The following is a 23,354-nucleotide window of genomic DNA, read 5'->3' on the forward strand; positions in this document are numbered from 1 at the left end:
AAGCGCCGGGCGACGCCGGCGGTCAGGCGGCGGAGCGTATCCCCCGCGCCGGCGCCAGGCTCGCCCAGCGGAACAGAGGCAGGCTCTCGATCGAATCGTCCTCGTCCGGATGGGCCGCCGCGAACTCCATCTCGACCTCCTGCCAGAGCACGTCGAGCAGCCCGGACAGCTCGCGGATGTGCGGGACGTCGTGGCGGCGAACGTGCCGGTATTTCTCGGTGAGCAGCGACACCTCGGCGAGGATCAGCCGCGCCAGCTCGCCATGGGTGTCGAGCGAGGGGATATTCTCATAGGCTTCGAACGCCTGCGCCCGCAGCAACCCGTCTGACACGTTCATCGCACCACTCCGTCGATGACGGCGTCGAGCGGGGGCCAGCCCGCCGCGGCGCCGGACAAGAGATAGAAGGCCAGGCCGCCGAGCAGGAGCAGGACGAGCACCAGGCCGGCGGCGATCAGGCGGGAGCCCGACGCGCGGGGCTCCGGATCGTCGAGCAGGATCTGGGTCGGCTCGAGCTCGAGCGGGGCGGGCGGTCGCTCCTGCGCCGCCGGATCCGCCGCCGGCCGCGCCAGTTCCACCCATTCCGGACGGGGCGCGAGACGCGGGCCGTGGACGCCGGCGACCAGGGTCAGCTTCTCGCGGGCGAGGGCGCGGCCCTGCGCTTCCACCTCCGCCCGCGCCGCCGACAGGGGGCCGTCCGCGACCGGCAGATCGTCGAGGAACTCGCCGAGCCGCCGGTCGAGCCCCATCAGCTCGTCCACCGCCTCGATCGCGGCGCGGCGATCCCGGCGCTCCATCGCCAGCTGCAGCCTCACCACCTTGATCGCGCTCGCCCGCATCAGCAGCAGGCCCTGCGCCAGCTCATCGCTGCCGACCGACCTCGCCCCTGCGGCCGCCGCCACGGCTTCACTCGCCATCCCACTCGCTCCCGCACACCGGCCGCCAACACTCCGGCGGCCGCGGAGATGGTTAATCCCAAGCGCGAACGGGAGAAATCCCCACCGGGTCGATATGCGGCCGGAACGTTGCGAAGGTGCGACGAGGGCGGGATTTGGGCTGTCAAAGGCGCCCCAATCAAGCCCTCCCCTTGATGGGGAGGATCGGCTGGATCCAACGGTCCGTCCGGGGGACGGACCGCCAGCCGATGGTGGGGTGGAGGTTACACGGGCACAGCGTGGGTCGTGGAGGCCACCCCGCCCCTAACCCCTCCCCATCAAGGGGAGGGGGACAAGTTCGAAGGGAGGGGAGAAACTCCCTTCGCCAAAGCCGATTGTCCGGGCTTGGCCGCATTGCTAGAGCCGGGCCATGGCCACTACCGATCCCTTCACGCCCGAGATCGCCTATACCGACATTGCGCGCGTCGCCTGCGACGGTGCGACCGAGATCTCGCCCGCGCTCGGCCATCCGCGCGTCTTCATCCAGATCGACGAGCGCGGCTATGCCGATTGCGGCTATTGCGACAAGCGCTTCATCCTGAGCGGCGGCCCGGCCGACGATCGCGGCGGCGCACAAGGGTAATCGCCGCCTGCCACGCCATTCCGGCGAGCCGCCTCAAGATCGCCTGCTCACCCTCTCCGTCGAGATGGAGGGTCTGCCCGGCGCAAGAAGGACGGACACGGTTTCCTTCACATGCTTTTTCGCGGGGACATGCGCTGGCACCGCGGCGGAGCGGGCGCCCCTCGACTTCGCTCGGGACGAACAGGTGCCGAACGGCGGCCCAAGCGCTATCGCCCCATTCGACATCGCGGCGGCGGTCCCTATATCGGGGGCATGACCCCAGATCCGCGCCGCTTCCTCTATCGCCCCGACGGCCTCGACCCCGACGCCGCCCTCCGCCTCACCGCCGAGGCGCTCGCCCGCTGCGACGACGGCGAGCTCTACCTTCAATATATCGCCTCGGAGAGCTTCGGCTTCGACGACGGCCGGCTGAAGACCGCCGACTTCAACACCCAGGCAGGCTTCGGCCTGCGCGGCGTGTCGGGCGAGACCACCGCCTTCGCCCAGGCGAACGAGATCAGCGAGGCGGCGATCCGCCGCGCCGCCGAGACGATGGCGGTGCTCGACCCGGCCAAGGGCGCGCGGGCCGCGCCGCCGCGGCGGACCAATGCCCGGCTCTATATCGAGGACGATCCATTGGGCCTCGTCCCCTTCGCGAAGAAGGTGGCGCTGTGCCAGCAGATCGACGCCGCCGCCCGCGCCCGCGATCCGCGGGTCGCGCAGGTGACGGTCGGCCTGTCGGGCAGCTGGAGCGTCGTCGACATCGTCCGCCCGGACGGCTTCGTCGCCCATGACGTGCGGCCGCTGGTGCGCCTCAACGTCCAGATCGTCGTCGAGCAGAACGGCCGGCGCGAGACCGGCTTCCACGGCCTCGGCGGCCGCTACCTCTATGACGACCTGTTCGAGCCGGGGACCTGGAACCAGGCGATCGACGTCGCCTTGGCCCAGGCGCTGGTCAATCTCGAATCGGTCGCCGCGCCGGCCGGCGAGATGACGGTGGTGCTCGGGCCGGGTTGGCCCGGCGTCCTCTTGCACGAGGCGGTCGGCCACGGCCTCGAGGGCGACTTCAACCGCAAGGGAACCTCGGCCTTTTCCGGGCGGATCGGCGAGCGGGTGGCGGCTCCCGGCGTCACCGTCATCGACGACGGATCGATCGACCGCCGCCGCGGATCGCTCACCATCGACGACGAGGGCACGCCGACCCAGCGCAACGTGCTGATCGAGGACGGCATCCTCAAGGGCTATATCCAGGACCGGATGAACGCCCGGCTGATGGGGGTCGAGCCGACCGGCAACGGCCGGCGCGAGAGCTTCCAGCACGCGCCGATGCCGCGGATGACCAACACCTTCATGCTCGGCGGCAGGGACGATCCCGGCGAGATCCTCGCGCGGGCGAAGAACGGCATCTACGCCAAGAGCTTCGGCGGCGGCCAGGTCGACATCACCTCGGGCAAGTTCGTCTTCTCCTGCACCGAGGCCTACCGGATCGAGAACGGCAAGCTCGGCGCGCCGATCAAGGGCGCGACCCTGATCGGCGACGGGCCGACCGTGCTCACCAAGGTGGCGGCGATCGGCGACGACATGGCCCTGGACGAGGGCATCGGCATCTGCGGCAAGGGCGGCCAGTCGGTCCCCGCCGGCGTCGGCCAGCCGACCCTCCTGATCGAGGGCCTCACCGTCGGCGGGACGGCGGCCTGATGGCGGCGTCGGCGACGGGCGCCGCCGCCGAGCCCTGGGTCGGCGAGGTGCTCGACTTCTGGTTCGCGCAGGACGAGGAGAGATGGTGGAAGGCGGACCCCGCCTTCGACGCCGAGATAAAGGAGCGCTTCCTCGCTTTGTGGGAGGCGCAGAGCCGCCGCCAGGCGGCGGACTTTCTCGGCTCGCCCGACGAGGCGCTCGCCGCGGTGATCCTGTTCGACCAGTTCCCGCGCAACATGATGCGCGGCCATGCCGACCAGTTCTCCACCGATCATCTCGCCCTCGCCGTCGCCAAGGGTGCGGTCGACAAGGGCTATGACGACGGCATGGCCCAGGAACGGCGCGGCTTCCTCTACATGCCCTTCCAGCATAGCGAGGACCTCAAGGACCAGGTCCGCTCGCTGCTCCTGTTTACCGCCTTGGGCGATGCCGAGCCGCTGCGCTACGCCCGGCTCCACCATGACGTGATCGAGCGCTTCGGCCGCTTCCCGCACCGCAATGCGATGCTGGGGAGGAAGCCGACGGCGATGGAGACCGCGGCGGGGGATGTGGTGCCCTGGTGACTGGGGACTGGGGACTGGGGACTGGGGACTGGGGACTGGGGACTGGGGACTGGGGACTGGGACCGGTCGAGGCTGAAAGGGCGGAGATGGCGCTGGTCGAGCTGAGGAAGTGCGACAATCGGATCGAGGCGTCGGTGCTGCAGTCGGCGCTCGAGGCGGCGGGGGTCGACGCCTTCCTGTTCGATGCCGAGATGAGCTGGGTTGGCGGCATCCTGCCCTGCCGGCTGATGGTCGACGAGGGCGACCTCGCCCAGGCGCAGCGGGTGCTCGACGCGGCCGGCTGAGCTCAGGCGTCGGCGCGGTTGGCGAGGACGGCGAAGACCCCGCCTTGGTCGGCGAGGAAGTCGCCCGGTCCGAGCGCATAGCGGGTGATCGAGACCGAATTCCTGACATTGCCGCCGAGCGCGAGGACGACGTTCTTCGCGCTGTCGACCTTGATGACGATATCGCAATGGCTCTTATAGTCGTCGCGCCGCCGCGCGGTCTCGAAGTCGATCGGCCGCTCCCGCCACCTGCAGACCATGTCGCCGAGGCGCGGGCGATGCTCGTGCAGCCGGAAGCCCCAGAAGGGCGAGGCCGCGTCCGCCTCGCGCTTCTTGATCGAATGGTGGATGTAGCGGGCGTGGGCGGCGGCGAAGCGGAAATCCTCATAGCCCTTGCCGGCGTGGCGGACCATGAAGGAGATCGCCGCCGCAGACCAGGGCTGGTCATTGTCCTTGCCGTCGAGGTCGATGCCGATCGCCCGCCACATCTCGCCGACATGGCGGAAGAAGGGATCGACCGTCTCCTTGCCGAGCCCGCGCTCGAACCGGTGCCATTGCAGGATCGCCTGTGCGATCAGCGCCTCGCGCCGCTCGCCGGCAGACTCGCGCAGCAGGGCGCGCGAGACGAAGCCCTCGGTCTGGGCGCCGTCGAACCGGGTCCTGACCCGGCAGAAGCCGTCGCCGCTATCCGCCTCCACTATCTCGACCGGATGGCAGAGGAAGAGCGTGCCGAACTTCGTTTCGGGCGTCGCCCGCGGCGCGTTGCGGAAGTTGAGCGCCTCGACATCGACAAAATGCATAGGAACCCCCGGGACCCTGCGAGTCGATCTTCATAATACATCCGCCGGTTGTTCTGCCCAAGCGAAAGACGAGCAGCGGCGATCGCCACCGGCAATATTCCGGCTCGTCCTGCGCCAATGCTTTCGGATTATTTGGAAATGGCGGCGATTCCTTCGCCGCGGCGGAAGCTCAGTGCCGCGCGGGCAGCATCCGGCTGAGATCGTAGCCGGCCGCCGAGGCCCTCGCCTCGATCGATTCGATCGCTTCGCCCTGGCTGGCGCGGGCCATCGCCCACAGATAGGCGGAGCGGGTGCCGGAGCGGCAGAAAGCGAGGACCTTGCCCTCCGCCTCGCCCAGCGCCTCGCTCATCGCCTCGACCTGATCGTGGGCGGCGCTGCCGGCGACCGGGATGTGGCGATAGTCGAGCCCGGCCGAGCGGGCCGCCTCCTCGACCGCGGCCGAGCTCGGCTGGCCCGGCTCCTCGCCGTCGGGGCGGTTGTTGATGACCAAAGTGATCCCCTGCGCGGCCAGCTCGGGCATGTCGGCCGGATCGACCTGGCCGGCGACGAACATGGCGGGACCGAGGGGAATCAGCTTCATGACGGACGCTCCGGGCGGTGACGTGTGGGGCCGGCATAGCGAAGCGCGGCGGCGGGGGCGAGACCCTGAGGGTGGCGGAGTCCCTGATCCTCCCCGCGCTTTCGCGGGGAGGGGGACCAGGCGAAGCCTGGTGGTGGGGCTCTTCTTGTTCCTGTTGATGCCCCCCGCACTTCGCGGCTGAAGGCCCCCCTCCACCGCCCTGCGGGCGGTCCCCCTCCCCGCGGAACCGCGGGGAGGAATAAGCGGTGGCCTGCTCTCCTACTCGATCCGGTTGAAGTGGTTGGTGCGCTGGGCGGGGGTGCCGTCGGGGCGGAAGTAGACCACCGTCTCGGTCTGGCTGTCGCCGCCCGCGTCGACGGTGAAGACGCGGGTCGAGGACGGGGTTCCGCGATTGGCGAGGGCCATGACGAGGACGTCGGGCGAGGGGGTGGTGACCGAGACGGTATCGGCGCCGGGATAGCCGGTGACGGCGGCGGGAGTGCCGTCGAGGCTGTAGGTCGCCTCGGTGGTCAGCCTTCCGCCGTTGGCGGCGACGATGTCGATCCGGGTCGTCCAGCGGCCGGCGCCCGCATCGCTGATCGTGAAGGTGACGCTTCGCGGCCGATCGTCGGCCGGCAGCCGGGCGACGTCGACCGCCCAGCGGCCGAGCAGGGGCGAGGCGGCCGGGGTCTGCGCCGCGGCCGGGGCGGCGGCGAGGAGGCTGGAGGCGAGGATGAGCAGGCGGACGGGGGACTTCATGGCATTCCTCCCTGTTTGGCGCTGGCGGGAGGAGGATATTCGATTGGTGATGTTATATCAAGCTCAGCCCAATCGTCGCCCCTGCGCAGGCAGGGGCCCAATCTGGGTCCCCGATTGATCGGCGACCGCGGGCCTCACTGACTCGGCTTGGGCCCCTGCCCCTTCGACGCCGCCTGCGGCGTCGCTCAGGACAGGCTCCGCAGGGGCGACGTGGGGTCGGATTGACGCCGGCGGGCTTCACTGGCTCGGGTTGGGCCCCTGCCTGCGCAGGGGCGACGAGAGGGGAGATGCCCGCCCGAACAAACTCGGCTTGGGCCCCTGCCCCTTCGACGCCGCCTGCGGCGTCGCTCAGGACAGGCTCCGCAGGGGCGACGTGAGTGGGGGACGCCCCGCCCTTCGATGACTCGGCTTGGGCCCCTGCTTTCGCAGGGGCGACGGAAAAGGTTCACCCCTGCGTCTCCAGATGCTCGGCGATCGCTTCGAGGAACGCCTCGCCATAGCGTTCGAGCTTGGCGGCGCCGACGCCGCCGATGGCGCCGAGGGCGTGGAGGCTATTGGGGCGGGCGGCGGCCATCTCGCGCAGGGTGGAATCGTGGAAGATGACGTAGGGCGGGACGCCGGCCTCGGCGGCGAGCTCGCGCCGGCGGGCGCGCAGCGCCTCGAACAGGGGATCGTGGCCGTGCTCCTCGTCGGCGCCGGAGCGCCGGCGCTTGCGGGTGCGGGGCGGCGGCAGCACCACTTCGAGCTTGGCCTCGCCCTTCAGGATCGGCTTGGCGCCCGGGCCGAAGGAGAGGCCGCCGAAATCGTCGGCGCGGAGCGCGTCGCGGGCGAGCAAAGCGCGCGCGACCGGCTTGACCATAAAGAGCTCGTCGGCGTCGGCGATGCCGAAGACGCTGAGGCGGTGGTGGCCGGAGCCGAGCACCTTGTCGGTCTCGCGGCCGGCGAGGACGTCGGTGAGGTGCCCGAGGCCAAAGCGCATCTCGGTGCGGAAGGCGGCGGAGAGCAGCTTCTGGGCGACGGTGCTGGCGTCGATCGCGCGCGGCGGTTCCAGGCAATTGTCGCAATTGCCGCAGCTTTCCGGCGGATCCTCGCCGAAATGGCGGAGCAGGATCGCGCGCCGGCAGCCGGCCGCCTCGACCAGGCTGGCGAGCGCGTTCAGCCGCTCGCGCTCGCCCCCCTGGCGGTCCTCCGGCACCTCGGTGGCGATGCGGCGGCGGGCGCGGGCGAAATCGTCGGCGCCCCAGAACAGCCAGGCCTCGGCCGGCTCGCCGTCGCGGCCGGCGCGGCCGGTTTCCTGGTAATAAGCCTCGATCGACTTGGGGATGCCGGCATGGGCGACGAAGCGCACGTCCGGCTTGTCGATGCCCATGCCGAAGGCGATGGTGGCGCACATCACCATCTCCTCGGAATTGACGAAGGCGGCCTGGTTGCGGGCGCGCACCTGGGGATCGAGACCGGCATGGTAGGGCAATACCGGGCGGCCGCCGGCGGAGAGCTGCTCGGCGAGCCGCTCGGCCTTGTCGCGGCTGGGCACGTAGACGATGCCGGGGCCGGGGCGGCCCGCCATCAGCGTCTTCAGCTGCGCACCGACGCCGTCGCGGGGGCGGACATGGTAGCGGATATTGGGCCGATCGAAGCCGGCGACGATGAGGCCGTCGCCGGGGATGCCGAGCTGGACGAGGATGTCGGCGCGGGTGCGCTTATCGGCGGTGGCGGTGAGGGCGAGCCGCGGCACGTCCGGGAAGAGCTGCAGCAGCGGCAGTAGCTGGCGGTAATCGGGGCGGAAATCGTGACCCCATTCGGAGACGCAATGCGCTTCGTCGATCGCGATCAGCGACAAGGGCACGCGCGAGAGCAGATTGCGGAAGCCGTCGCCGGTGGCGCGCTCGGGCGCGACGTAGAGGAGATCGAGATCGCCCGCTTTCAGCCGATCGATCGTCTCGGCGCGGTTCGAATCGGCCGAGGTGAGCGCGGCCGCCTTGATCCCGAACGCGTCGGCGGCGCGGATCTGGTCGTGCATCAGGGCGATGAGCGGCGAGACGACGAGCGCGGTGCCCGGCCGCGCCAGCGCCGGCACCTGGTAGCAGAGCGACTTGCCGGCGCCGGTCGGCATGACGGCGAGGCTGTGCGCGCCGGCCATGACCCGATCGATGACCTGGCGCTGGACGCCGCGGAAATCCTGGAAGCCGAAGGTCGTATGGAGAATGTCGAGGGGATCGTTCACCGGCGCGACCCTAGACCGGATTGTGATCTGATTGCATCAGATCATCCGGTCCAGGATTTTGATCTGCCGCGATTTCCGAGTCGTCGGATGAGTCCATCCGACTAGAAATCGCTCTAGGGGCGGGCCCAAGCGGGTGTCGAGGGCGAAGCGACGGGCGGAGGCGGGGGATAAAGGTGACGAAGGTGACGGGTGCCATTCGCGCCGCGGATCCGGGAAGGGGGAGACATATTGCCGCCCCAAATGGCCGTCACCTCGATCGCGGAAATGCGGGGAGGGAGAGGCGGATGCGTTCGGCGCGGGCGGCAATATCGGTATTTGCGGCGATCGCCCTGACCGGGGCGGCCGAGGGGCCCGAGACTCTGGTCGTCTCCGGCGACGGCATCGTCGCCGCAACGGTCAATGACGCGCCGGGACGGATCCGCATCGATCCCGCGGCGCCTTCCATGGCGGTGCTCGACCAGGAATGGGCGGGCCGGGCCGGGTTGCGGCGGGGCATGGTCGGCTTCGGCTATCTGGTCGGGCCGCATCGGATCGACGGCAGCTCCGCCGTCGCCCGCATCGCCGTCGGCGAAGGCGCGCAGGCGCGACGGCGGCGGGTCGGGTTCGGCGCTCGGCCCTTCACCCGGGCGGCGGACGGAGTCATCGGGCCGGGCGGCCTGCCGCAGCCGGTGATCAGCTTCGTGCTGCGAGATCCGCTGCCGGGCGAGCGCACCGTGTCGCTGCCGATGGCGGACGAAGGCGGGCTGTTCGGCGGCTGGGGCGGGATCTACGCCCTGGTCGAGCTGGGCGGCGAGCCGCTCCGGATCCGCTTCGATCCGCATCATCCGCGCACGCTCGCCACCGCTGGCGCCGGCGTCCGGATCGCCGAGGCGCAGGACGGGACGATGAGCGGCGCCGCCGAGCCGGTCGAGATCGCCTTCGGGATCGAGCGGCCGGTACGGACGCTCCGGCTCGCCCGTCCGTTCGCCGTCGGGCCGCTCGCGCTGACCAGCCTGGGCGTGCGCACCGCCGATTTCGGCAATGCCGGATCGATCCGCGAGGAGGATGCCGATCCGGACGAGATAATCGTCACCGGCCGCCGCGGCCGCGACACGAGCCGCGACCGGCTGTCGATCGGCGCCGACGCGCTCGGGCGCTGCTCCTCGATCACCTTCGACAAGCCCGGCCGAGCGATCCGCCTGACCTGCGCCTGACGAGGGCCCGTCTGCTCAGCCTCGCCCGGGCGATAAAAGTGACGAAGGTTACGGGTGCCATTCACTCCGCCGCGACCGCCGTGGGCGGGTAAGCGGTGGCCGGTTCGAGGTCGTGCGCGTCGGTGTGCTCAGTGTCGTACGACGCGAGCTCGGCGAGCGCCGATCCGGGCGGGTCGGCCGGCTCCCCTTCCCTGCCCTCGCTTCCCCGAACGGCCAAAGCGGCGGCGACGTCCCAGAGCGCCGAGGCCGCGGCTTCGGCGATCGGATCGTCCTCATCCTCGGCTTCGGGATCGTCGTCGCCTTCGTCGAGAGCGTCGTCATCGTCTTCCTCGAGCAGGTCTTCGGGGTCGAACGCCTCGAAGCCGAGCGCATCCGCCTCGCCCTCGTCGTCCTCCTCGTCCGCCTCTTCCTCGACCAGCCCGGCGCGGCGGGCGCGGTCGAGCTGCTCTTCGGTCCAGCTCTCGGGATCCTCGGGATCGATGTCCGAGACGTCGATCTCCTCGGGCAGGCCGACGCCGTAGCGGCCGTAATTGTCGCAGCGCTCCAGGGTGCGGGCCTCGCGCGAGGCGGTCCAGCGGTCGGCCTCGACGCGGGCCTCGACGAAGTCGGCGGCGCCTTCGCCGTCGCCGGCGCAGACGAGGTCGAGATACTGGTCGAACTCCTCAGCGACGAGCCGGGCGGTGCGGTTCTCCTCGTCATGGGCGAGGAGGCTTTTGTCGAGGCGGGCGAGCACCGCCATGGTGAGTCGGTTGTCGAAGCGGTGGCGCTCGCCCCAGACCTCGCCGTCGCGCACGATCACCTCGACGCAGCCGTGCATCGCGCGCGAGACGAGCTCGGAGGCGAGGCGGCGGCGGCCGAGCAATTCGGCCGCGGTCCAGGCGACGTGGAAGGCCCGGCCGGCGGCGCGATTGCGCAGGCGATAGGCGCTCTGCTTGCTCATCCCGGCGGCGCGCGCCGCGTCCTCGACCACGCCGCAATCGGCGAGGGCGGTGAGAAAGGTGCGGATGCGATCGGGCGTCCAGCCGTCGGCTCGGGTGGACCAGCCGGGGCGGGCGTCGGTGCCGGCGTGGAGAGCGGGATCGAGGAGGTCGGGAGCGAGGTGGTTGGAGATGCGGGCTCGGGGGCGGGTTGGGGCGGCGATAGGGGCGGAGGCCTCGTCGGCGGAGGTGGAGAGGACGGCCGGCTCATCGGTCGCGGCCGCGGGCGGATTGTTCTGGAGATGTTCCATGTGAAGCGCATGGCATACCCTGCCGCTGATTACAAGACTTATGTGACTTTGTTGTAGCCACTGCTGACCGCCGGCCACGGACTGGGAGGCAATCCAGTCTGTGAAGAGACGGTGCCGATCAGTGGCTCTCGAAGGCGATGTACCATTGGGGGGCTATTCGGCGCGCCGCCTGGCAGCCGCTCCTGGGACTGCAGGCCTCCTCGAGACTGCGGCCATCGTCTGGAGCGAGGACGGGCAGGCCGATCGCCTCGGCCCAGACGAATTCCTTGCTTGAGCCGCTCGTCACAAGTCCGCTGGTGCTACGCAGGAATCCGACGCTGCCGTCCCGATTGCGCTGGACGCCGGCTTCGAGCCTCAGCCGGTCGAAGAGCGTGAGGTAATGGGCGTACCGCTCGTCAGGCAGGTAGCGCGAGCGCTCCTCGTAGGGGACGTCCTGCCTGTCGCCGACCCGGATGAAATCCCGCGCCACCCGGGTGACATGGGGCTCCTCACGCACCATTGCCAGCAGCTCTGCGAAGGCGTCACGGTTCCGGCGGAATTCCTCGACCATTTCCTGATCGGTGGGATGCGCATCCGCCCATTGGCACATCTTAAGCAGGAACAGAGGCGTGACGACGAAGACGAGCAGCAGGAAGGCACAGCCGCGCGCCTTGCGGCGACGTTCGAGAGCGTTTTCCGAGCGGTCCATAGGGGTATGTTGGCGGCGATGCCCGGCGGGCGCAATTTCAATGCCAGTAGGATGCGGGCCTGCGGCCGCAATGCGATCAGCCGGAGTGTGACCGGCGCTCATACCTGCCGGCTTGCCCTCGCAACCTTCATCGCGCGATGCGTGCCGAATTGTGTCCTGTGTCCCTGGAATTCCTGTGTTCCTGGAATTCGCCGATAGCCTCGCGCGGCCGACTCATCTCTCCCCCGGTCGAGCAGGCCGCCTGGGCGGCAAGGAGGAACGGATAGTCGGTATATCCCTCGGCCCCGCCGCCATAAAAGGTCGCCCGATCGTGCCCGTTCAGCGCGGCGCCTCTCCGGATGCGCTCCGGCAAGTCGGGATTGGCGATGAACGGCCGGCCGAAAGCGACGGCATCGGATTGGCCCGAGGCCACGGCCGCCGCCGTGTCCGGAACGAAGCCACCGGCGGAGATGACCGGCCGCCGAACGCCTTCTTGAACAGCGACGCGACGTCGGGCGCGTTCATGTCGAGCGGCTTTTCGTCGTCGGTGAAGTCGGCGCGCGGCTCGATCAGGTGAAGATAGGCGAGCCCACGCCTGCCAAGCTGCGTGACCGCATGTTCAAAGAGCGCGAGCCCGGCGGAGTCCTTCATCCCGAGCAGGCCACTCCAGCGCGACAGCCGGACCGCGACCCGATCCGCACCGATGACGTCAGCGACCGCATCGACGACCTCGAGGAGGAGGCGGGCACGGTTCTCGATCGAGCCGCCATAGCGGTCGGTCCGGCGATTGCTGCCATCGTGCAGGAACTGGTCGATCAGATAGCCATTCGCGCCGTGAATCTCGACGCCGTCGAACCCTGCTCTCACACAAGTCCGGAGACGCTAAATCAATCCGACAACAGAATCAACACTGCTCTTTGGGGATCCCGATTCTCCAGCGAGGCGCTCCCTCTTAGCCTCGGCGCGATGTGCTCATATTCATTGACCCGCAATTTTGTCATGTTCCGCGCGGAGATCTTCGTCAGCAGCGTCTCGGGCGTATCTATCCGCAATCTTGTGGAGCATAGCCGAGGTGCGCGGCTCACCTATCTTTCTGGCGAAATTCCGATACTTGTCCTCCAAGGCCCGCTCTTGCTTACCCCCTTCATAGAGAGCCTTCGAATAGACGCCGCGTGAGTTGAAGGTCTCAACAGCGAAACCCTCTTCAAGGAGATCCGATCGCTCCTCCTCAATTACCTTACGGACCGAGCGATGTGGCCACGCACCGTCCTGTTCGTCAGGTACGGAGTGAGCGAGCGTATGCCCGATATAGTTTGCGGTAATGTCGACCCGGTCGTGTTCAATCGCGAGCGCCTTAAGCCGGTCGATCCATGTCCGCAGAGAGCGATAGTCCACTGTGTCCCCTTCCTGACCCGGCACGAGCTTGAACTCGCTGAGGAGCGTGTACCCAGCTCTGGCCCTCGCAAGCTTCTGCTCCGACGCGGGCTCACTCGGCTCGTCGGACTTAGCCCGGAACACGTCCGAGATAATCGAAAAGTAGAACTCGGGATCGCTTGCCATGAGTCTGTGTATGCTAAGCGTCTTATCACGGAACCGGAAGATATCGAGATAATAGTACTCTCGCCTGGCCACTTCGAGCAGCTTGACGTCTTCCCGATGTGAAAGTTCCTCAAGAGCCGTTTCGACTAGGTGCGCTGAGAGTGCATCCATCGTTTGACCAGCCGCGCTTAACTCGGTTGGCAGTAAGTCTAGGATCGAGAAGAGAGTACCCTGCGGCAATCGCCTGATCCTATCGCTGGCGGTGTGGAGTGCGGCACTCGCGCGACCTAAGTGTAGGTATGTCTCAACCGCTCGTTCTACGTCGGCATCATCCCCTTTCAGCCGGAAGGGCTGCTTCTGAAGCCAATACTGCTTCTGAACCTCTTCGCCTAAAGATGCGACGAAGTCCCACGTTTCCCTCTGATCTGGCCAACCAACGAGCAACGCGGCGATGTCGCTGCCGGATGAACCAGCGCCATGCAGCGCCCGCACATAATCCACCCAAAGTGATGCAAACCTTTCGAGTGCCTGACTCGAAAGCGCGACGATGAACGAACGCGCTTCCTCATCCTGATAGAGGTCTGCAGCGAGTTCTTGGATGACCTCCATCGACAACACTCGCGCGGCGGTCTGGCCAAGGGTGTGGGGAAGTTTGACGGTGCGCACCGCGGCAAGAAGGGTAGGATAGCCTTCGGCAAGCAGGTCGTTCAGAGCCGCGGCACGCGCCGCCATGATTCTAACTTCACGTTCTTCGAAGGCGCCCGGAAGGTCGGGGACCCACTCGTCGAAGAGCCACCGGTACCGGTCCAGGGCAGCCAGCGGCTGGTACTTCGCGAGCATTGCATCGAGTACCTGCAGCTCGTCTTCCGGGAGAGCCCAAGCCGCGTCCGCGAAGCTGCGGTGACGCGCTACTTTGTCGCGAACGGCAGCCCAAGCCGTGCGGCGTTCCTCGTCCTCGAGCGTCTCGAAATGTGCCTCCAGGCGCTCGTAGAACCGCTGGCGCATCTCGGTAGGAAAGTCATCAGACTCATCGATCAATGCCAACCACCGGTCGGGCTTTTCTGCGGCAAGCTCCAACGCTCGGTTGATGACGTGAACGTAAGTCCGGCGCACGTCGCCCACAGTGAGGGTGGCTTGCTCAGACGCCCCAGCATCTCGGAAGCGGGGTTTAGTAGTCAACGAGGTGGCTGAACGGTTCTGCGGCAAGAGGCTCAGTACTAAGCTCCAGCCGACAGCCTCGTACCTCGAAACGAGGGTGTCCAGCGCGGCCAGACGCTTTTCAAGGCGAGCGTGAGTACTAGGTAGCCAAGCTAAAAAGATGGTTCGGAGCGAGTTTATAGGCCGGTTGGAGAGCCGCCCTCCCTGGTCTCGTTCCGCCAGCTGGGCGAGGAGCAACGAAACTCTTTCCAAATACCTCGGATCCCAAGCCATCCTCTCCAGCGCCCACAAAACATCCGTGAGGGGGCTGCTGGAAGAGAGGAAGCCTTTCTTCTCCTGGAAAAGAGGACTGACCAGTCTTTCATCGCCCTCGAGCAGGTGCTCGAGGGCCGCCAACAAAGGGTCAGGGGCGGCCTCCATCAACACAGGTAGTTCGTCTCGGATGCTGATCAGGAGGCGCGTGTCCGTGGCCAAACCCGGAAGACCCTTTACTAGGTCGTTAACGAAGCTTTGCGGCTGAACCCCCGCAACCGAGAAGTTCGCCTGCTCGGCCAAAACGGCAATGTGAAGCAGCGTCGTCGAGAGCCCTGTTCTCAGCCAAGAGCTATATCCTGAGTCGCGAGGTGGGGCAGGAGCAAACGGATCGTCTTCATCCTGCTCGGGAACGATCGCGCCGAAGGCCTCCGCCGCTGCTTGCTCCAGTCGGTCCAGATTTGCGCGAGTGATGAGATGACCCAAATGTACGAAGGCATCGACGGGTGACCTCATTTGCCAGACGTCGCCGTGCAGGTCGATTGGAGCATCCTGGGTGCGAGAGAGGGGTCGGAGAGCCTCCTCCAGACGGGTGTAGTCGCCGTCAGCGGTCAACATCCCCACTACCCGCCGATCCTCAGCAGAGGCGCCGTTCCATCCGCCTGCCAGCAGACTGGGCACGAGAGTTCGTCCCTCCGCGATCCATGCGGGGTTCGCCGGAGCGCCCCTAGGAATCGTTCGAGCGAGAATCGTGACGCTTCGTCCCGCCCGCCGAGCAAGCATCAATCCCTCTTCTTCAGAGATGCCCTCCATGGTGGCCAACGCCGCGCCCATGGCGTGGAACGACGGATTCCCGAGAAAATTATCGCTACCTCGCTTCTGATCGTGCCCGAGGCCGACAATTGTCGGGCCGGCTCTCGATAGCATCCCTGCATGAGGTGCGGCGCGATCTCTGGCCTTTGCCCATCTGCCGAGCGCAGGGATCGGATTGACGCTCCCGATTTGAGGCGACATCGGATGGGTGTGGCAGCCAGCCCGAAAGTGGTTGGCTGCTTAGGCGAGGGGATGGGCGAACGCGCAACCGTTTCCCCGGGTTCAAGTTCCACTCCTCCCGCCATGAAACTGTGCAGGATTTTGAGCAGTGAAGCTTGGCCCCGCCTGCGCCCGGATGACGCGAAACAGCAAATTGAAAGCAATCCAACGGCGAAAATCCGTGGGCTTCAGCCTCGAGCCCTCACCAGCTTGAAAGCCGCTGGGTTGAACGGCCGATTCAGGCAACGATGATCGGCGCGGGGACCCCCTGTTATGGCGCGCAGTAGTCGTTCCCAAGCACCTCCTTTATTCTGATCCCCCACTCCCCAACCGCTCCGCCAAAAAATCCACGAACACCCGCACCCGCGCCGGCATGTTCGCCCCGCCGACGAACACCGCGTGGATGGTCTCGACGTCCCCGGGATTATATTCCTCCAGCACCGGCGCCAGCCGCCCGCTCGCCAGCTCCTCCGCCACGCTGAACGCCCCGACGCGGGCGATGCCGACACCGGCGGCGGCGAGCTGGCCTAGGGTCTCGCCATTGTTGGCTTCGATATTCCCGCTGACCGAGAGGGCATAGTCGCGGCCGTCCTTGCGGAAGGGCCAGATCGGCTCGGCGCGGCGGAAGTTGAAGCTGAGGCAATTGTGGCCGTGCAAATCCTCCGGCACGCGCGGGGTGCCGTGGCGGTCCAGATAGTCGGGTGAGGCGACGACGACGCGGCGGGTCTCGCCGAGCTTCCTGGCGGTGAGCGGGCTGTCGGCGAGCGGGCCGAAGCGGATGGCGACGTCGGCCTGGCCGGCGGCGACGTCGACAAGCGTGTCGGTGAGGCCGATGTCGACGAGGATCTGCGGGTAAAGCTTCACGAACTCGCCGAGCATGGGCACGACGCACAGGCGCCCGTGCGACAGAGCCGCGCTCACCCGCAACCGCCCGCGCGGGACGCCCTGGTCGGCAATCTCCTGCTCGACGTCGTCGAGATCGGCGAGGATGCGGCGGGCGCCGCACAGATAGGCATGGCCTTCGGCGGTCATGGTCAGCGCGCGAGTGGAGCGAAGCAGCAGCCGCACGCCGAGCCTTTCCTCGAGCCGGTCGATCGCGCGGCTGACGGCCGACGGGGTGAGGCCGAGGCGGCGGCCGGCGGCGGAGAAGCTGCCCTCGGCGACGACCGCGGCGAAGATCTCGAGCGAGCGGGCGCGGTCCTCGCGCGCCGCCGCCTTTGCCTGGGGTTCAAAGGTGCTTGACATCTGGCGGCCCTACTCCGGCCGCGCCGGGCCGTCCATCTATGCGCTCTCATCGCAAACGGAGGCGAGGCGGATCATGGACTATCGGCAATTGGGAAGATCGGGCCTGCGCGTGCCGGCGCTCAGCTTCGGGACGGGCACGTTCGGCGGCAAGGGCCCCTTGTTCGGTGCCTGGGGGACCACCGACGCCCAGGAGGCGCGGCGGCTGATCGATCTCTGCCTCGAGGCGGGCGCGAACCTGTTCGACACGGCCGACGTCTATTCGGGCGGCGCGTCCGAGGAAGTGCTGGGCGAGGCGATCAGGGGGCGGCGCGGCGAGGTGCTGATCTCGACCAAGACCGGGCTGCCGATGGGCGACGGGCCGGCCGACTGGGGCGTGTCGCGATCGCGGCTGATCGGGGCGGTCGAGGCGTCGCTGAAGCGGCTCGGCACCGATCATGTCGACCTGCTGCAGCTCCACGCGCTCGACGCGCACACGCCGGTCGAGGAATTGCTGGCGACGCTCGATAATTTGGTGGCGCAGGGCAAGGTGCGCCATGTCGGCGTCTCCAACTATCCCGGCTGGCAGCTGATGAAGGCGCTCGCCGTGGCCGACCGTCACGGCTGGCCGCGCTTCGTCGCGCACCAGGTCTATTATTCGCTGATCGGCCGCGCCTACGAGCATGACCTGATGCCGCTCGGCGCCGACCAGGGCGTCGGCGCTTTGGTGTGGAGCCCGCTCGGCTGGGGGCGGCTCACCGGCAGGATCGGGCGCGGGCGGCCTGTGCCCGAGGGCAGCCGGCTGCACGACACGGAACAGTTCGCGCCGCCGGTGGGCGAGGACCATCTCCATCGGGTGATCGACGCGATCGAGGCGGTCGCCGAGGAGATCGGGCGGACCGTGCCGCAGGTCGCGATCAACTGGCTGCTCCGGCGGCCGACCGTGGCGTCGGTGATCATCGGCGCCCGCAACGAGACGCAGCTGCGCGACAATCTCGGCGCGGTCGGCTGGACGCTGACGGCGGAACAGGTCGCGCGGCTCGACGCGGCGAGCGACGTGCTGCCGCCTTATCCGCACACGCCCTATCGCCAGCAGGAAGGCTTTGCCCGCCTCAACCCGCCGCTGGCCTGACCCGGACGAACAGCCATGAAACTCAATCCTCCCTTGCTCGCGCTCGCCGCGGGCGCCTTCGGCATCGGCGTCACCGAATTCGCGCCGATGGGCCTGCTGCCGGTCATCGCGACCGATCTCGGCGTGTCGATCCCCGCGGCCGGGCTGCTGGTCAGCGCCTATGCCTTGGGCGTGCTGATCGGCGCGCCGCTGATGACCTTGACGACCGGGCGGGTGGACCGGCGGACGCTCCTGGTGGGGCTCGCCGCCATCTTCACGCTCGGCAATTTCCTGTCCGCGCTGGCCGACGGCTACGGGATGCTGCTGGCGGCGCGGATCGTCACCTCCTTGAACCATGGCGCCTTCTTCGGCGTCGGATCGATCGTCGCGGCGAGCCTGGTGCCGGCCGAGCGCCGGGCGGCGGCGGTCGCGGCGATGTTCATGGGCCTCACCATCGCCAACGTCGTCGGCGTGCCGCTTGCCACCTGGGCGGGGGAGCAGCTCGGCTGGAGGGCCTCCTTCTGGGGGATAACGGGCCTCGGCGTGGCGATCATGGCAGGGCTGCGGGCGACCTTGCCGGCGATGCCGGCGCCGGTCGGCGGACGGATCGGCGACGAGCTGCGCGTGCTGGCGCGCGGGCCGGTGCTCGGCGCGCTCGGCCTCACCGTGATCGGATCGAGCGCGATGTTCACCGTCTTCACCTACATCACGCCGATCCTGCAGAGCGAGACCCATGCCTCGATCGGCTTCGTGACGGCGATGCTGGTCACCTATGGCGTCGGGCTCACCGTGGGCAACTGGCTGGGCGGGAAGTTCGCCGACAAGTCGGTGGACATGACCCTGATCGCCTCCTTGGGCGCGCTGTCGGCGATCCTGGTGGCGTTCGCACTGTTGAGTTCGTTTGCCGCCGCGGTGGCGGTGCTCGTGTTCCTGTGGGGCGTGGCGAGCTTCGCTTTGGTGCCGCCGCTGCAGGTGCGGGTGATGGAGGCGGCGCGGGCGGCGCCCAACCTCGCCTCGTCGGTCAATATCGGCGCGTTCAATCTCGGCAACGCGATCGGCGCGGCGCTGGGCGGGGCGGTGATCGCCGGTGGGCTCGGTTATGCCGCGGTGCCGCTGGCGGGGGCGGCGACCTCGGCGCTGGGGCTGGCGGCGATAGTGCTGGCGCGGCGGCGGGAGGGTCGTGAGGCGTTGCGGGCTGGGGCGCTCTAGGCGTTCTCATCGGGCGGCGGCGCGGGACCCGAGCGTGGGAATCGTCTCAAGCGAAGACGCGAAGACACGAAGGGGCCCGCTTCTCTCACGCGTCAGGCGTTTCCCGGGACGCCAGCCGCGCGGGAGGGACGGCGGATTTTGCGCGCGGAGGCGAAGACGCGGAGGGGCCACTCCGCGGACCTTGGCCGGCGCCGCCCTGGCAGAATGGATACTGGCCCGACTGCCGGCTGGACGAAGAAGCCGAAAAGCGGGCGTCCGAGCCGCGGATCGAGGCCCTGGAGCATCGGCTACTCATGGCCGACGCCACCGTTCCCGAGCGATCCAGACAAGCCGCCGCTCGCGGGGTCGGCGGCGCCGGCGCGGGGCACGCGGCGCGGCGGTGCACAGGACGAACAAGAGCCGCCGGCGCTTCGCCTCCCTCTTCGGGGGCCGGCGCGACGCTTTCGAAAGGGGCGCTTGCCGTCAACGTCGGGGGGGCGAAGCGCGCTCTTAATTAGTATTGTGTCCCCGTTTATTGGCGGCTTTTGCGGGCGGCGTAGCGGGCGTCGCGGGCGAGCTTCTTTTCCGCTTCGGTGCGCGGCGGCGGAGCGGATCGCGGCTGTGCGGCTTCATCCGCCCGCGCCGCCTTCTCCGCAGCCTTTTCCTCTTTCGCGCGCTGCTCCGACGCCTTGCGGGATGCGCGCTCCTCGGCTTTCGCCGCTTCCCGCAATTCGCGCGCCGCCCGGCGCTCGGCGGCTACCTTCTCGTCGACCGGCGGTTTGGCGCGGAGCTTGTCGAGCGCCTTGCGCTTCGCTTCGGCGGCCTGGCCGACCCGGTCCTGGAAGGACGGATCCTTGTACGACTTCATCTCTCGCGACACTCCCTTGCCCGACGGATCGGACGTTGCTCTACTTGCTCGCGAACTGGCCTGCCTCGGCCCCGAAATTCTCCTTGGCGAAGGCCCGGGCCGCCGCCGCGGTCTTGAAACTTTCCGGCTGCAGGGTCGACGTCACCAGCGGATAATGCTGCGAATTGTAGCGCGTCTCGCGGACGGTGAGGCGGACGACGCCGTCCGCATCCTTGGCGATCAGGAACGGGCGCAGGGGAATTCTGGACATGTGGTTCTCCGGATATTTGACGGCAGCAGCGACGCCGCGAAGAGTTTATGGAAGCAGGCGATCGATCGAGGGATCAGGCCGGATTGTGGCCTATGAAGCGGCTTGCTCGGCGGCCTTCTCGTCCACGAGCTTCTGGCGCATCTTCTCGCCACGCTCGCTGCGAGCGGCCATCTCGGTCCAACGCGCCTCGGCGCGAAGCCAACGCTCACGAACATTGTCGAGCGTCGTCGCGGCGGCTCCGGCGCGGGCTTCCGCCGCGCGCTCCAGATAGAAATCATGCTGTGCAGACATAGCGGCTCCGATCCCGGGAAATCGGGCGGGTGCCCGCTGGCCCCCGCCCTCGTTCTTCCTCCGCTCAGAGCGGAGGCCGCCGCTTACGCCGCCTGCAGATTGACCGCGCTGGTCTTGCCGCGCCGGTCATTCTCGAGCTCGTAGGACAGGCGCTGTTCCTTTTCGAGGCTGTGCATCCCAGCCGCCTGCACGGCGCTGATGTGGACGAACGCGTCGTTGCCGCCCGCCTCGTTGGTGATGAAGCCGTAGCCTTTGGACGTATCGAAAAACTTCACGGAGCCGATCGGCATAACCCATTCCTTCTTGATGCGGAGACCGGGAGTCGGTCTCCTGGCGCTAGGAGAAGCGAGAGAAGGAAAGAGGAGCGCAAAGCACCAACGACCGTCACTTTGCGACTATAGCCTTCCCTATATAGGCATTCCGCGCCAAAAAGTAAGGGGCGGCGAGCATGGCAGGGCTGCAACCCCTATTCTCGACCGCCGATCTATATCCCCGCAACAGGAGCCGGAGCCTGCCGTCAGGCGCCGCCGGCGAAGGGCGCCTTGGCCGTGGCCGAGACCGGGCCGAGCGGGCCGGTGTCGCGGCCTTGGGCGAACCTTGTCCTGGCCGCCGCGGCGAAGGTCCTGCCGACCGGAACCAGGGTCCCGTCGGTCAGGCGGAGGACAAGCCTGTGCCCCTCCGTCCGGACGCCCGCGACCGCGGCCTCGGCGACCCACCAGCGGCGGTGGACCTGCGCCCCGAGACGCGGGTCGAGCAAGGCGACCGCATCGGCCATCCGCATCAAGATCAGGGCGCTGCCCCCGGCGGCATGGACGCGCAGATAATGATCCTCCGTTTCGAGCGCGACGATGTCGCGGCCGATCTCCGGCGGCAGCCGGCCGAGCAAGGCGGCCGGAAAGGCAGGCGGGATCGGCTCTTCCCCCGATTCCGGGCGCGCGGGCGCATGGCCGGGTGTCTCGGCATCATCGGCCCGCGGCGCGGTGGCCGTCGCCGCGTAGGCGACCAGCAGCTGAACCGCCGCGACCGCGGCGAACAGGGCCGGCAGCTGCAAAGGCGTGAAGAAGCGGCCCGGCTGAAGGAGCGACAGGGTCCAGGCCACGATGAAGGTCATCGGCAAGGCGGAGGCCAGAGCGACGGCGCCGATCCGGATCGCGCCGGGGCGAAGCCTCGCTCTGGGCAGGACGGCGTCCGCCGCGACGGCTGCGACCACGCCGGCCGCGGTCAGCCCAATCCAGAAGGCGTAGCGGATCGCGGCCGGGAAGGCCTGGTAGGAACCGAAGGGGCCGGCGAAGCCGAGGAGCAGGCCCACCGCGATCGCGGCCCATGAAGGCCGCCATCTCCCCCACAAAGGCCGTTGGCGCTGCGTGAACTCCATGCTTCCCACATTGGCGAAAAACGAAAGGCTATTGGCGAAATCCCGGCTTGTCGATGCGGCGCGGACCGGCGGATGCCGGCCGCCGGCGGCGCGATCCCGCGCCCCGGATATCAGCCTGGAGAGATGAAGATGAAATGCCTGATGACGCTCGCGCTGGCCGCCGCCTTCGCTGCCCCGTCCGCTCTTGCCGCACAGCCCGCAACATCGATCACGGTGGACTGCGGCGCGGGAGCCGCCCCGGCGGGCGGTGAGGCCCCGAACCTCCACGGCGATTGGGATTTCCTGATGGACGTCGACGGGACGCCCAGCTTCGGGCTGATGTCGATCGGCCTGGTCGACGGCGGCTATGGCGGATCGGTGACGCCGGCGAGGACCGCGCCAGTCGTCCTGCGCCTGATCACCCTGAGCGGGCGCAGCATCCGGATGGCCGTCGCCTCGCGCGAGGGCGACGTCCTGTTCGACGGCAGGCTCTCGGCCGGAGGCGACCGGATGTGCGGGACGGTGACCTATCATGGCGGCCGCACCTTCGCGATGGTGGCGCAGAAGCGGCCTTCGACCTACGGGTCGCAGCCCCAGCCCCCGCGGGCGCCCTGACCGGCCGCACGGGCAGGCGCCGGGCGCCCGGGCGCCGCCGCCTCGAGCGTGCGAGAATCGTTTTCGGCCCGAAACGGATCTGGTAGAAAGGCTCTTCCTCATCTGCGGGCGCCACCATGGAGCATCGCTTTCGCGATCGTCTGGAGAAGTTCGCCGGCGTCGAGAAGCCTCCGACGCTGACGATCTCGGCGTTCGAAGCGGGGGAGTTTACGGCCACCCGGCTGCAGTGGAAGGAAAGCGCAAGCCATCGCACCCAGTTCGACCGCGTCGACGGGTATCTGATCTGCCTGCAGCGGCGGGAATTGCCCGCCCATCCCTATTGGGTGGAGGAACGTGCCCTCTCCCTGGCGGCCAGGCCCGGCCAGTTCCTGCTCCTCGACCTGAATGTCCGGCACGGCTCGCTCGGGCCGTCCGAGGTCGACTGCATCTCGGTCCACATCTCGCGCGAGACGCTGCGCCGCTACGAGCAGGAGCATGGGATAAGCGGCGGCGGGCAGCTGATCACGCCGCTCGCCGAGGCTCTCGACGACGACGTCATCCGGAACCTCACCGAATCGCTCCTGCCGGCCATCCACCAGCCGGAAACGCCGAGCCAGCTCTATTCCAGCCACGTAGCGCTCGCGCTGCTCGCGCGGCTGACGTCCGTCCACGGCGCGGCCGGGACAAATTCTCCGCGGCCATCCGGCCGCCTCGCCCCCTGGCAGGTGCGGCGGGCGAAGGAATTGCTGATCGCCCATCTCGACGGGGACATCGGCCTGGAGACGCTGGCGTCCGAATGCCGGCTCTCCCGAAGCCATTTCGCGCGCGCGTTCAAGGCGACCACCGGAAGCTCGCCGCTTCGCTGGCAACTCGCCCAGCGGCTCGAGCGGGCCAAGACCCTGCTCCTCGACACCGACCTGCCGGTCGACGAGATCGCGAATGCCTGCGGCTTCGCCGATGCCAGCCACCTGTCGAGACACCATGTCGCGGCGACCGGGATGCCGCCGGGCGCGTGGCGGCGGGCCCATCGGTCCTGATCCGGCACTC

25 protein-coding genes and 1 pseudogene are annotated in these 23,354 nt (G+C 68.4%); 9 read left to right on the forward strand and 17 right to left on the reverse strand.

The window, feature by feature from the left end; translation table 11 throughout:
• Positions 1 to 22 precede the first annotated feature (22 nt).
• Positions 23 to 337: a hypothetical protein gene (locus DDE10_RS14065; RefSeq protein ID WP_114953409.1), complete on the reverse strand. Its 315-nt coding sequence runs from the start codon at positions 335 to 337 to the stop codon at positions 23 to 25.
• Entirely contained in the window at positions 334 to 915 is a 582-nt protein-coding gene (locus DDE10_RS14070) for a hypothetical protein (protein ID WP_114953410.1), read from the reverse strand. Before DDE10_RS14070 ends, DDE10_RS14065 begins: the two co-directional genes overlap by 4 nt.
• 388 nt (positions 916 to 1,303) lie before the next feature.
• On the opposite strand from DDE10_RS14070, the gene DDE10_RS14075 reads away from it, so the two are divergent.
• The 4 genes from DDE10_RS14075 (at position 1,304) to DDE10_RS14090 (ending at position 4,040) form a co-directional block, all read left to right on the forward strand.
• Positions 1,304 to 1,516: a zinc-finger domain-containing protein gene (locus DDE10_RS14075; RefSeq protein ID WP_114953411.1), complete on the forward strand. Its 213-nt coding sequence runs from the start codon at positions 1,304 to 1,306 to the stop codon at positions 1,514 to 1,516.
• 252 nt (positions 1,517 to 1,768) lie between these two features.
• Positions 1,769 to 3,193: a metalloprotease TldD gene (tldD, locus tag DDE10_RS14080; protein WP_114953412.1), complete on the forward strand. Its 1,425-nt coding sequence runs from the start codon at positions 1,769 to 1,771 to the stop codon at positions 3,191 to 3,193.
• On the forward strand, positions 3,193 to 3,756 hold the full coding sequence (locus DDE10_RS14085) for a DUF924 family protein (RefSeq protein WP_114953413.1): 564 nt from the start codon (positions 3,193 to 3,195) through the stop codon (positions 3,754 to 3,756). Before tldD ends, DDE10_RS14085 begins: the two co-directional genes overlap by 1 nt.
• Positions 3,753 to 4,040 carry a putative signal transducing protein gene (locus DDE10_RS14090; protein WP_162806618.1) on the forward strand — a complete coding sequence of 96 codons (288 nt, stop codon included), beginning with the start codon at positions 3,753 to 3,755 and terminating at the stop codon, positions 4,038 to 4,040. Before DDE10_RS14085 ends, DDE10_RS14090 begins: the two co-directional genes overlap by 4 nt.
• 2 nt (positions 4,041 to 4,042) lie before the next feature.
• Here the strand turns inward: DDE10_RS14090 and DDE10_RS14095 are convergent, their stop codons facing one another.
• From DDE10_RS14095 to recQ, 4 genes are all read right to left on the reverse strand, one after another.
• Entirely contained in the window at positions 4,043 to 4,819 is a 777-nt protein-coding gene (locus tag DDE10_RS14095) for a DUF2272 domain-containing protein (RefSeq protein ID WP_114953415.1), read from the reverse strand.
• A gap of 169 nt (positions 4,820 to 4,988) precedes the next feature.
• Positions 4,989 to 5,399 carry a TIGR01244 family sulfur transferase gene (locus tag DDE10_RS14100; RefSeq protein ID WP_114953416.1) on the reverse strand — a complete coding sequence of 137 codons (411 nt, stop codon included), beginning with the start codon at positions 5,397 to 5,399 and terminating at the stop codon, positions 4,989 to 4,991.
• A gap of 258 nt (positions 5,400 to 5,657) precedes the next feature.
• Positions 5,658 to 6,137 carry a LuxR family transcriptional regulator gene (locus tag DDE10_RS14105; RefSeq protein WP_114953417.1) on the reverse strand — a complete coding sequence of 160 codons (480 nt, stop codon included), beginning with the start codon at positions 6,135 to 6,137 and terminating at the stop codon, positions 5,658 to 5,660.
• A 445-nt stretch (positions 6,138 to 6,582) separates the two neighbouring features.
• Positions 6,583 to 8,361, reverse strand: coding sequence for a DNA helicase RecQ (recQ, locus tag DDE10_RS14110; RefSeq protein WP_114953418.1), 1,779 nt, complete (start codon positions 8,359 to 8,361; stop codon positions 6,583 to 6,585).
• A 284-nt stretch (positions 8,362 to 8,645) separates the two neighbouring features.
• On the opposite strand from recQ, the gene DDE10_RS14115 reads away from it, so the two are divergent.
• Positions 8,646 to 9,554 carry a hypothetical protein gene (locus tag DDE10_RS14115; protein ID WP_114953419.1) on the forward strand — a complete coding sequence of 303 codons (909 nt, stop codon included), beginning with the start codon at positions 8,646 to 8,648 and terminating at the stop codon, positions 9,552 to 9,554.
• 61 nt (positions 9,555 to 9,615) lie between these two features.
• On the opposite strand, the gene DDE10_RS14120 is transcribed toward DDE10_RS14115, so the two are convergent.
• The 6 genes and pseudogenes from DDE10_RS14120 to DDE10_RS14140 all read right to left on the reverse strand — a co-directional run bounded on the left by DDE10_RS14120 (position 9,616) and on the right by DDE10_RS14140 (position 16,675).
• Positions 9,616 to 10,782 (reverse strand): hypothetical protein, encoded by a 1,167-nt coding sequence (locus DDE10_RS14120; RefSeq protein ID WP_114953420.1) that lies wholly within the window; start codon positions 10,780 to 10,782, stop codon positions 9,616 to 9,618.
• Positions 10,783 to 10,900: 118 nt separating this feature from the next.
• A complete protein-coding gene (locus DDE10_RS14125) occupies positions 10,901 to 11,470 on the reverse strand; it encodes a hypothetical protein (RefSeq protein WP_114953421.1) in 570 nt (189 codons plus the stop codon).
• Positions 11,471 to 11,597: 127 nt separating this feature from the next.
• Positions 11,598 to 11,921, reverse strand: coding sequence for an oxidoreductase (locus DDE10_RS24075; protein WP_432653733.1), 324 nt, complete (start codon positions 11,919 to 11,921; stop codon positions 11,598 to 11,600).
• Between the two features lie 74 nt (positions 11,922 to 11,995).
• Positions 11,996 to 12,316, reverse strand: a pseudogene (locus DDE10_RS24080) (oxidoreductase); the annotation flags it as partial.
• Between the two features lie 111 nt (positions 12,317 to 12,427).
• Positions 12,428 to 15,220 carry a hypothetical protein gene (locus DDE10_RS14135; RefSeq protein WP_162806619.1) on the reverse strand — a complete coding sequence of 931 codons (2,793 nt, stop codon included), beginning with the start codon at positions 15,218 to 15,220 and terminating at the stop codon, positions 12,428 to 12,430.
• Positions 15,221 to 15,736: 516 nt separating this feature from the next.
• Entirely contained in the window at positions 15,737 to 16,675 is a 939-nt protein-coding gene (locus DDE10_RS14140) for a LysR family transcriptional regulator (RefSeq protein ID WP_114953423.1), read from the reverse strand.
• Positions 16,676 to 16,748: 73 nt separating this feature from the next.
• Between DDE10_RS14140 and DDE10_RS14145 the strand changes: the two genes are divergently transcribed.
• Both DDE10_RS14145 and DDE10_RS14150 read left to right on the forward strand, forming a co-directional pair.
• Positions 16,749 to 17,783, forward strand: coding sequence for an aldo/keto reductase (locus DDE10_RS14145; RefSeq protein ID WP_114953424.1), 1,035 nt, complete (start codon positions 16,749 to 16,751; stop codon positions 17,781 to 17,783).
• Between the two features lie 15 nt (positions 17,784 to 17,798).
• Positions 17,799 to 18,971 (forward strand): MFS transporter, encoded by a 1,173-nt coding sequence (locus DDE10_RS14150; RefSeq protein ID WP_114953425.1) that lies wholly within the window; start codon positions 17,799 to 17,801, stop codon positions 18,969 to 18,971.
• Between the two features lie 511 nt (positions 18,972 to 19,482).
• Here DDE10_RS14150 and DDE10_RS14155 read toward each other — a convergent pair.
• From DDE10_RS14155 to DDE10_RS14175, 5 genes are all read right to left on the reverse strand, one after another.
• Positions 19,483 to 19,818, reverse strand: a complete 336-nt coding sequence (locus DDE10_RS14155; protein ID WP_114953426.1) for a DUF6481 family protein — start codon at positions 19,816 to 19,818, stop codon at positions 19,483 to 19,485.
• Positions 19,819 to 19,858: 40 nt separating this feature from the next.
• Positions 19,859 to 20,068 carry a hypothetical protein gene (locus DDE10_RS14160; protein ID WP_114953427.1) on the reverse strand — a complete coding sequence of 70 codons (210 nt, stop codon included), beginning with the start codon at positions 20,066 to 20,068 and terminating at the stop codon, positions 19,859 to 19,861.
• Positions 20,069 to 20,158: 90 nt separating this feature from the next.
• Positions 20,159 to 20,359, reverse strand: coding sequence for a hypothetical protein (locus DDE10_RS14165; RefSeq protein ID WP_114953428.1), 201 nt, complete (start codon positions 20,357 to 20,359; stop codon positions 20,159 to 20,161).
• A gap of 83 nt (positions 20,360 to 20,442) precedes the next feature.
• On the reverse strand, positions 20,443 to 20,649 hold the full coding sequence (locus DDE10_RS14170; protein WP_114953429.1) for a cold-shock protein: 207 nt from the start codon (positions 20,647 to 20,649) through the stop codon (positions 20,443 to 20,445).
• 227 nt (positions 20,650 to 20,876) lie between these two features.
• Positions 20,877 to 21,734, reverse strand: coding sequence for a LytTR family DNA-binding domain-containing protein (locus DDE10_RS14175; RefSeq protein WP_284734665.1), 858 nt, complete (start codon positions 21,732 to 21,734; stop codon positions 20,877 to 20,879).
• A gap of 123 nt (positions 21,735 to 21,857) precedes the next feature.
• On the opposite strand from DDE10_RS14175, the gene DDE10_RS14180 reads away from it, so the two are divergent.
• Together DDE10_RS14180 and DDE10_RS14185 are read left to right on the forward strand one after the other, a co-directional pair.
• Positions 21,858 to 22,328: a hypothetical protein gene (locus DDE10_RS14180; protein ID WP_162806620.1), complete on the forward strand. Its 471-nt coding sequence runs from the start codon at positions 21,858 to 21,860 to the stop codon at positions 22,326 to 22,328.
• A gap of 116 nt (positions 22,329 to 22,444) precedes the next feature.
• On the forward strand, positions 22,445 to 23,344 hold the full coding sequence (locus DDE10_RS14185; RefSeq protein WP_114953431.1) for a helix-turn-helix domain-containing protein: 900 nt from the start codon (positions 22,445 to 22,447) through the stop codon (positions 23,342 to 23,344).
• Positions 23,345 to 23,354: the final 10 nt, after the last annotated feature.

Origin of the sequence: Sphingosinicella terrae, from assembly GCF_003347635.1 — a bacterium.
GTDB lineage: Bacteria > Pseudomonadota > Alphaproteobacteria > Sphingomonadales > Sphingomonadaceae > Allosphingosinicella > Allosphingosinicella terrae.